Annotated in this window: 9 protein-coding genes; 2 read left to right on the forward strand and 7 right to left on the reverse strand. The window is 35.1% G+C overall.

Annotated features, from left to right (window positions below; genetic code table 11):
* The first annotated feature begins 69 nt into the window (after nt 1–69).
* Nucleotides 70–786, forward strand: a complete 717-nt coding sequence (locus H9632_RS14480) for a 3-ketoacyl-ACP reductase (protein WP_191704779.1) — start codon at nt 70–72, stop codon at nt 784–786.
* A gap of 66 nt (nt 787–852) precedes the next feature.
* Here H9632_RS14480 and H9632_RS14485 read toward each other — a convergent pair whose 3' ends face one another.
* From H9632_RS14485 to H9632_RS14500, 4 genes are all read right to left on the reverse strand, one after another.
* The gene (locus H9632_RS14485) at nt 853–1,758 is read right to left on the reverse strand and encodes an NAD(P)/FAD-dependent oxidoreductase (protein ID WP_191704780.1); all 906 of its coding nucleotides are present in this window, start codon (nt 1,756–1,758) and stop codon (nt 853–855) included.
* A 295-nt stretch (nt 1,759–2,053) separates the two neighbouring features.
* Nucleotides 2,054–3,832, reverse strand: coding sequence for a FecR family protein (locus tag H9632_RS14490; protein ID WP_191704781.1), 1,779 nt, complete (start codon nt 3,830–3,832; stop codon nt 2,054–2,056).
* A 14-nt stretch (nt 3,833–3,846) separates the two neighbouring features.
* Complete coding sequence (locus H9632_RS19140; RefSeq protein ID WP_191704792.1) at nt 3,847–4,047, reverse strand: stalk domain-containing protein; 201 nt, start codon at nt 4,045–4,047, stop codon at nt 3,847–3,849.
* Nucleotides 4,002–5,408 (reverse strand): NHL repeat-containing protein, encoded by a 1,407-nt coding sequence (locus H9632_RS14500; RefSeq protein WP_191704782.1) that lies wholly within the window; start codon nt 5,406–5,408, stop codon nt 4,002–4,004. The genes H9632_RS19140 and H9632_RS14500 overlap by 46 nt, the downstream gene beginning before the upstream one ends.
* Nucleotides 5,409–5,866: 458 nt before the next feature.
* Here H9632_RS14500 and H9632_RS14505 point away from each other — a divergent pair, with 458 nt between their 5' ends.
* Nucleotides 5,867–6,250 carry a prolyl oligopeptidase family serine peptidase gene (locus tag H9632_RS14505; RefSeq protein ID WP_318247706.1) on the forward strand — a complete coding sequence of 128 codons (384 nt, stop codon included), beginning with the start codon at nt 5,867–5,869 and terminating at the stop codon, nt 6,248–6,250.
* 90 nt (nt 6,251–6,340) lie between these two features.
* On the opposite strand, the gene H9632_RS14510 is transcribed toward H9632_RS14505, so the two are convergent.
* The 3 genes from H9632_RS14510 to H9632_RS14520 are packed head-to-tail and all read right to left on the reverse strand — an operon-like array spanning nt 6,341 to nt 9,577.
* Entirely contained in the window at nt 6,341–8,371 is a 2,031-nt protein-coding gene (locus H9632_RS14510; protein ID WP_191704783.1) for an FtsX-like permease family protein, read from the reverse strand.
* Nucleotides 8,361–9,128: an ABC transporter ATP-binding protein gene (locus H9632_RS14515; RefSeq protein WP_191704784.1), complete on the reverse strand. Its 768-nt coding sequence runs from the start codon at nt 9,126–9,128 to the stop codon at nt 8,361–8,363. The genes H9632_RS14510 and H9632_RS14515 overlap by 11 nt, the downstream gene beginning before the upstream one ends.
* 32 nt (nt 9,129–9,160) lie before the next feature.
* Nucleotides 9,161–9,577 carry a hypothetical protein gene (locus tag H9632_RS14520; RefSeq protein WP_191704785.1) on the reverse strand — a complete coding sequence of 139 codons (417 nt, stop codon included), beginning with the start codon at nt 9,575–9,577 and terminating at the stop codon, nt 9,161–9,163.
* Between the last annotated feature and the right edge of the window lie 83 nt (nt 9,578–9,660).

Genomic DNA, 9,660 nt, shown 5'->3' on the forward strand with positions numbered 1-9,660 from the left:
TCTAGTTTGAGGATTTCGATTTCTTTATTTCGCTATAATAAATCAATCTTATTTAAAGGAGCAAAAAAAATGCAAACAATTACAGGAAAAGTGGCATTAATCACCGGAGCAGGGCGTGGAATTGGAAAAGCAACAGCAATCGCTTTTGCTAAAGAAGGAATTCACGTAGGTCTTGTGGGACGTTCACTTGAAAATTTACAGCAAGTGGCAGAGGAACTTAAACAATATAATGTAAAGGTAGCAGTTGCTTCTGCTAATGTAGCAGATTTAGACTCTATTACTAAAGCGGTTGATACAATTCGCGGCGAGCTTGGAGCAATCGATATTTTAGTAAATAATGCGGGTATTTCAAAATTCGGCAGCTTCATGGACTTAACACCTGAAGAATGGACAAATATCATCGATGTTAACGTAAAAGGTGTATACTATACAACACGTGCAGTATTACCTGAAATGATTGAGCGCAACACAGGCGATATCATCAATATCTCATCTACAGCTGGTCAAAAAGGTGCACCGGTTACAAGTGCATACTCAGCTTCTAAGGCTGCAGTAATCGGATTAAGTGAGTCGTTAATGCTTGAAGTACGCAAGAAAAATATTCGCGTTACAACTTTAACACCAAGTACGGTTGCAACTGACATGGCGGTTGAGCTGAACTTAACAGACGGCAACCCAGAAAAAGTTATGCAAGCAGAAGATTTAGCTGACTTAATGGTTGCACAATTAAAGCTTCATCCACGTGTTGTATTGAAACATGCTGGTCTTTGGTCTACTAACCCATAATAAAAACCATAAAAAATAAGGCGCTATCCAATGTATTTTGGATAGCGCCTTTTATCTTTTAAACATTTAAAAGCGTTCCATCGTAAGGTCAGTATTTACGGAAACTGCAGCTTTATTACCCTTTGCAGCTGAAATCATTAACGAGGACGGCCTGTTTCTTTCAGTTTCTCCCGCAATATATATGTTCTTTTCACTTGTTCTGCCAACGCCATCCGTTTTGACTTTTCCGTCTTCATCCATTTCACAGCCAAGTTTTTCGGCAAACTCATTGGAGCGATAATAAATTGGCGCAACAAACCCGCCTGATCTCATAATCGTTTCACCTGTATCAAACTCAATTTTTTGTAAATAACCGTCTACTCCTATTAAATTCTTTATTGGGTCAGATATTATTTTGATATTGCGTCTTTGTAACTCTGCAGCACCTTCTGGAGAGAGTGAAACCCCATTCGTTAAAACAACTAAATCCTCCGACCAATTATATATAACTTTAGCAAGATGGAGTGCATGCTTTTCTTTTTCTGCAATGACAACCAATGGCTTGTCTCTTTGCTCCCAGCCATCGCAATACGGACAACTAAATAAACTTTTACCGTAAAAATCCCTTATCCCCTGTATAGAAAATACTTCTTGAATACCTGTAGCTAAAATAATCTTTTCTGTAACATATTCTTGACCATTAGACGCTTTTACAGAAAATCTATCATTACCTTTATCCTTAATTATTTCGTTAACTGTTGCATTAACAAACGATACCGATGGATACTTTTCCAATTCTTTTAATCCTATTTCTTTAAACTCTTGTGGCTTTATCCCATCTCGAGTAATAAATCCATGTGATTCTTGTGTAATTGTATTCCTGTTTGTTTCATCGTCAAATAACACAACTTTCCTTCTAGCTCTCCCCAAAATCAAACTTGCACTTAACCCGGATGGTCCACCGCCTATAACGATGCAATCTAGAACATTCATTTTTACCTCCTCACTGAGCTGGTTATTATTTTGAACGGGATTTTCCCATTAAAGGTCAAATTCATTTATACCCTCTCTTGTTTATTTTGAACCAAAAGCCTTAGAGTATCCATCGGAGGTATTTAAAAATTATTGAAATAAAACAAAAGTAGAATATGAATTAGCAAAATACTTAAAGGGCTTTCGAATTATTTTTTTTGAACAAAAAGAACGAACCCCCATTAAGGAATCCGTTCTTTATTCATAACTAATTCACCGCTAGGAGGTTATATACCCACTATAATTCGTACTAGCCTTATTTACTTTCTTTGAAGTAATTAATAATATTTTCCGGACTTTGATATTCCCTTAATTCAGCAAGGATTTTAAATGTGACCTCTACAGTTCGCCCTGAACCATCTTTTTCATCTATAGTGATTTTAAATGTTAAATTATCTGAATCGACTGTTTCTATTGGAATGGTGTAATCTGGTTCCCCAGCTTCGAAAGGATAATGACTTTCCAATATAACTCCTCTAATTTCTAATGAATCACTATTAGTAGTGGAAATAAAAAATGTTACTCGATCTCCATTGCCGAATTTAATAACTTCTGTTGTTTCAAACAGTAATTTATTATCTTTGCCTTGACTAATAACATCCCCTTCATATAAAAATTCTTCTGAATCAACCGTCACCCTAAAATAGAGTGGATTTTCAATATTATAGAACCACTCATTTGGGTCAGGCGTTGGGTCTGGGCCTGGTGACGGCTCCGGATCTGGTGTTGGGTCTGGATTTGGCGTCGGTGCTGGGTCTGGTGCTGGGTTTGGTGTCGGCTCTGGATCTGGTGTTGGTGCTGGGTTTGGTGTCGGCTCTGGATCTGGTGTTGGACTCGGTGGCGGTGTTGGACTAGATCCTGAGTCTGGTGTTGGTGTCGGTGTTTTTCTTGCCGCCTCTAAATCAGCTTGCCGTTTCAGCAATTTCTCTTGCTCTTCTTTAGATAAGTTTTCTTTATATTTTTGTAAAGCCTCTGCTTCCCGCTCTTTTTTCAATTCTTCATTTTTTTTCTTTAGCTCTTCTTGTTGTCTTTTCAGTTCTTCTAATTTTGATAATTGATTATTACTTTCATTTAATCTTTCTTCCCGTTTCTTTCGGTTCAATTCTAAAATCTTATCAGCATCGGATGATTGAAGCACTGATGATGGTATATCCCCAACTGTGGGACCGCTATTACTTAATTCCTCCGATTTAAGTTTATAAGCATCTTCTGAAATCTTACCTGTTTTATACAATTCGTTTAATAATGCATATGCTATTCTATTTATATTCGTTAAAGCGTCAGGACTTAAACCTGCCACTGGTTGCTCATTCATTTTATCTATCAACATTTCATTTTCTTCATTTATTTTAATTAAATTTGCCACAATTGCTTGAGCTACTTCTGATGATAAATCTTTCAGCATCTCTTCTAAAGTCTGATTAGACATGTTCCCTACATTCTCTTCATTTTGCGAATCTAAAAAAGCAATTTGAGCAGGGTAAATATAATTTGTCCCTTGGGATCTATCTACTGTAGCATTATAATTAACTATTCCCGAAAACATTCCTAAAACTGACTGGCCTGTATTAGAATCGACACCTACAAAGAAATTTGTTCCCCGTACATTTAAGATTCCCTCAGGAGTTTCTAGTTGGAACACATCTTCATTATTATTAATTGAAGATACATCTACCCACGCTTTGCCTCGCTTTAATTTCACCTTCGTTACAGTGCTCTCTTTATTTGATACTTTGGACAGCACAATCGTCGAATTGGCTTCTAATATTAACTGATCATCGCTTTCACCATTATTAGAGAATTGAAGAATAGCTGAGGAGTCAGCACCGGTTATGATTTCATCACCTTGATTCAATTTCATATTTTTAAAGGCGATGATTGATTTTTTTCCTCCTGCTTTTTTCACTTCAACTGTCCCCATATACGAACTAATTTCCGCTCCTCTTGATGTATCAGCAGCATATGTTGTAGTTGGAAGGAAAGCGACTGTTAAAAACATTACAGTTGCGACAAAGCTTATTATTGCTTTATACAAAATTATCACTCCTTCTAATCAAAAGTATAACTTCTAATTACGAGATTTTTTAATGATTCATCCCAAATAACATGTAGCTCTAGGTTTTCGGATATAAAGCTAACCGGAATATAAACTTTATTATTAATTACTTTTGCAGGTACATTTAATTGATAACTTGCTTTCTTACCTAATTCTTCTTTTTGTGCAGTCTTCTTATTTTCATAAAGTAAAATGTTGTCTTTTCATTTGAAAGAGTAATTTCCCCGGATTTTTTTTCATAATTAACAGCTAAATCTAATTCTTCTCCAATTGTGTTTAAAGGAAGTAGAGGTTCTGATTGAATAAATTCAACAGTTGTCTCAAGCAACTTCCCATTTAACCAAACTTCTGCTTTTTTTGAATACTTTTGTGATAAAAATGCATCGTAGGTAGCTAATTTCCGAATTTGGTTATTCCCCGCCTCCAGTATTAATAATGTACCGTCACCTTGCACTAATACATCCACTGGTTCGTTAAATAAAGCCGATTGTAAAAGTCCATCTTTGTTTCCAAATTGTTCAGCAGTACCGGTAATAGTTGAGACAATTCCATCTTTTAATTGCCTAATTGTGTGATTTTTTCGATCTGCAATTAGTAATGTTGATTTATCTATTAATGCCATCCCTTCAGGTGAGGAAAATTGCGCTTTTGTAGCAGGACCATCAGTATTTCCTCCCTCTACATAATACTCATCCGTCAGTAGATCGCCTGAACCTGCTACAGTGGAAACAGTATTCTTACTAAAATCAATATAACGTATACGTTGATTACCGCGGTCAGCAACGTATAAATTGTCCTTTTGATCAATCAGTAATGCGCTCGGCTCATTAAACAATGCATCTTTAATAGTACCGTCCGCAAAATCCCCAGCAAAATCCGGTAAGCCTTGTGTGTATTCTACTATGCGTTTGGAAGGCTTCGTAACGGTACTAACCTTACCGTTTTTTGAGATTTTCCGTATAACATGATTTAAAGCATCCGCTACATAAATATTACCTTTTGAATCGATTGCAATATCATGAGGTGAATTAAAACGCGCACTTTTCCCATCCCCATCTTCTAATCCCAATACACCATTACCAGCAATTGTTGTTACGTTGCCATCTGTAGTAATTTTTCTGATTGCATGATTAGCAGAATCTGCAATAATAATAGTTCCATCATTTGCAATAGCTAATCCGGCAGGTTCATTAAATGCTGCTTCTAAATTTCTACCATCCAGAAAACTTCCTTGATACGCTATATCTCCATCTATTAAAAATGGTGAACCAGCCAATGATATTACTTTTTTATCGTTTATCTGGCGAATAACATGATTGTTTGTATCCGCAATTACTATGTTGCCATTACGCAATTTTACAAATTTCGAAGGAGTATCGAACCTTGCATTTATTAAATCCCCATTCTTCAGATCTGCATTCTGATTGCCTGCCACGGTTCTTACTTCACTTAATTCATATTGAATAGACGTATGTGCAGAAAAATTGGGCACAGCAAATGAAAACAATGTGATAACGCTTACAAAAATAACAAGTAAACTCCGGTTTAATCTCATTTTTTACCTTCCTTTATATATAATTTTTTAGAACAAACATTAACCAACATGGTAAATAAACCGCCCCCTTTCTAATTACTACTTTTCTGGCATTTTGGTCTTTGGAGAATATTCTTAAGAAGTGAAAACTTTTGAAGTTAATGGAAGTCGAGACGTGGTAGTTATGTACAGGAAATATATATATTACCTAAATTTTAGTTTATTATGTAACATTATGAAATAGTAAATTAATATCAAGTATTTAAATCTCCAAAATTCTTTTTAATTTGTTTATAGTCTTCCTGCAAACAAGGAAATTGTAGCTATTTAGAGGATTATCCAAAAATTTATTGAAGTTATTGTGTTATATCAAGGGGTAGAATTATAGATGAATAAACTAATTGCAAAGCAAATACCTCATACGTTTGAACTGCATGGAGACGTTCGGCATGATGAATATTATTGGATGAAAGATAAATATCGTTCCGGAAGTACCGTTTGTCGATATTGTCACAACGATGCTTGATGATTCAATTCCATTAACAACTTTAGAGTGGGATGAATGGGGTAATTCGCAAAATGAAGACGATTACTTCTACATGAAATCTTATAGTCCTTACGATAATGTAGAAGCAAAGCCTTACCCACATATGTATATCACGACAGGATTAAATGACCCGCGCGTCGGTTATTGGGAGCCGGCCAAATGGGTAGCCCGTCTCCGTGAATTAAAAACAGATGACAATACCCTTGTTTTAAAAACAAACATGGGTGCCGGTCACTTTGGTGCATCTGGTCGTTTCAACCAGCTACGTGAACTTGCTGAAGGATATTCGTTTATTTTGAGTAAGTTTGGATTTTAGCCGATTTGAATTCCATAACAAAACGCATCCTCTCAAATGAAGATGCGTTTTGTTTTGCATACCTTTACTTAATTAAGTTAGTTACTATCACTAATTCCTACTTTTCACAATATTTTTAAAGCCAACATACGTTGCATAAAAGTATCCGCCGTATATTACAAGAAGCGTAGAGATAATTACTAACATAGAGCTTCCTATAATCCCCTGGCTAAAAGCTTTGAAAACTTCGTTAACCATACTAATTCCGACGATGGAATGTATAATGGCCAATCCTAAAGGTATCGCAAAATAAATCAGGTTCTGAATTAAAATCGCTTTGTTAATTAATTTTTCTGTGACGCCAATTCTACGTAAAGATTGATATCGTTCGAAGCTATCACTTGCATCAGATAATTGTTGCAATGCCATTACTGCTGCACTCGATATTAGAAAGATGAGCCCTAAATAAATACCAAGAAAAACGACTGTAGCTGATAAACCATGTACTCTTGTATTTACTTGATCTATTGTGTTCCCAAGAACTAAATAATTAGTGCCATCTACAGTACTATCTTCCCAAAGACTACTAAATAGGTTTGTAAACTTTTCCTCTGACTTTTTAGGGTCACTGCCTTCAAACATCACATTATAACCTGTTTTATCTAATTGTAACTCTCCAGAAAAATTATCCGGAATGATGAGATAAAAGTAGGTCAAAGCTGTGGCAGTAGTCAAAATATTCCCTTCAATAGGAGCATCATTTTTTACGGCATAGTCTTTGCCCTCTATGTTTATGGTGTTTTCATTATCCATAAATTTATTCAACGCCTGATTCATCCGACCATAATTCGATACAACTAAAACTTCATTGTCCTTTAATTCCTTAGGCTTCTGTCCTTTAAGTTGTAATATTGAATTATAATCCGATATTTTAACAGCGGATAAAGCCCCCAACATATAGCTCTCCTGAAATTCCTTCTGCTCCTGCTTACTTAAGTAATTTGATAACAGGTTTTCTAAAGTAAGGGTAAGTTTATATTCACTAAAAAAAGTATGTTTTTCATCCGCTTCAAATGTGAAGTCGATTTTTTCTAAAAATGTCTCTATATCATTCGCGTTTTCTTCTAGATTTTCATTTTTGGCAATGAGCACTGATGAGGCATCAAAAGAAGTATTTCCTGCCACCATATTATCATTGGTGCTTTTAAAACTGAACATAGTAAATAAAAGTGTGATCGTTAAAAATAGCATTAGACATATTACAGACATTGAGACAAAGTTCGTATTAATTTTGTTGTTTATCTGTCTTAAAATAAAAATATTTAAATCCTTCAAATATAATTTCTTGTTTTTTTGTACAATATGAATCATGAAATTAGAGAGGCTGAAAAAGAACAACATTGTTCCAAAAACACCTAACAAAAGAGATGCGATCAATAAAAACCCTTCAGAATTCAAGCCATTTTTGAGAATTAATACATATGCAATTGCCAGGACAATTAAAGATACAATAAAGAAAAAGATGGAGACGTATGCATTTTTTAGCTTTACTACTTCATTTTTCTTCGCTGCATTCAGCATGTCGATCAATTTATATTTGGAAATTGTCACTTGATTGAAAATCATAACTAGAAGATAAATTATTCCAAAATACACAGCAGATTTTATTACTGCACCAATTGAAACAATAAATTTATAATGACTCATCTCAACGGCCAATAGTTGGGCTGTAATTACCGACAAGCCTTGTGAGACAATAATTCCAAGTGTAATTCCGACTGCAAGGGACACGAGACCGATTAATAAAGTTTCAAAAATTAGGATTCTTGAAATCTTACCTTTGGACATTCCTAGGGTCATATATATACCCAATTCCTTTTTTCTTTTTTTGATTAAGAAATTGTTGGCATAAGTAATCAACCCTCCGAGAATAAAGGAGACAAATATGGATGTTCCGGCTATTAATTTATTTAAGGTTAACATGTACTCCGACGTACTTTTGCCCATTTCGAGCATGGCTGTCTGCTCTTCAAAAGAATTGAAACTGTAAAATATACAAACGGCAATGGTTAATGTTAAAAAATAGATGGAGTAATCCCGAAAGCTTCTTTTTACATTGTTTATCGCAATTTTATAAAACATTACCCGCATCACCTCCAAGTAAAGTTACAACTTCAATAATCTTATTGAAGAATTCCTTTCTCGTATCCTCTCCACGTATTAGTTCATTAAAGATTCGTCCATCTTTAATGAACAGGATTCTGTGGGCATAACTGGCTGTAAAGGCGTCATGGGTAACCATAAGTATTGTAGACTGAAATTCTTTGTTCAGCTTTTCAAATGTATCCAAAAGCAGTCTGGCAGATTTAGAATCGAGAGCCCCTGTTGGTTCATCCGCCAAAATAAGTGAAGGCTCTGTAACTAATGCTCTTGCCGATGCTACTCGTTGCTTTTGCCCTCCTGACAACTGGAAAGGGTAGTTGTTTAATAGCTCAGAAATTTCAAGTTTTTTAGCAACACTTTTAATCAAACGATCAATTTCTCTAGTCCCTCTATTTTGTATAGTAAGTGCTAACGCAATGTTTTCGTAGGCAGTCAGTGTATCCAGCAGGTTAAAATCCTGGAATATAAAACCTAATTCATCACGTCTGAAATTTTCCAAAGCTTTTCGCTTAAGGACTGTAATATCTTTGTTATTGATATTAATATGGCCCGTCGTAATCGTATCAATAGTAGAAATACAATTTAAAAGGGTCGTCTTGCCACTCCCTGAAGGACCCATGATTCCTACAAATTCCCCCTTGTCTACCTTAAAGCTAATATTGTCGATTGCTTTTGTTACATTCCCTTTATATCCATAATATTTTTCAATTTTTTCAACGTTTAATATACTGTTCATTATTTTTCCTCCAAGCCTGATTATATAATCCTCTACTTTTTCACATAAAATTCAGCGGTAGTTTCTCTAATTTTGTTACCTTTTTTATAAATCGTTACCATGTAGCGACCTTCTTCAAGACCTTCGGGAATCGATAGCTTTGCATTAAAATATCCCGCATCATTTAAAACAACATTTTCTTCAACGTGCACTCTATTTGATGTTGCAACCCGATCTTTATACCATACGACCTTTGCCTTTTTCACCCAAAATCGGTTTACTTTTGCAGAGAAATATACTGTATCCCCAGGTGAAAATTCATTCGTATAATCTATTGGATTACCCTTTTCATCGATATTCTCCGAAATAACACCATCAACAATTTTTGGACCATTGTAGTAGTTATACCCGTAAAAAGTCCCAACCAATAAAGCAACGACAGTTAAAACTGCCATAAGTAATTTATTCATTTTAATTCCTCCCTCTATAAATGTTGATATATCAATGGCTCACGCCATTTTTGAGTGCCAAAAAATTTTTTTCGAAATGTATA

The organism is Solibacillus merdavium (genome assembly GCF_014836935.1).
GTDB classification, from domain to species: Bacteria; Bacillota; Bacilli; order Bacillales_A; family Planococcaceae; genus Solibacillus; species Solibacillus ferritrahens.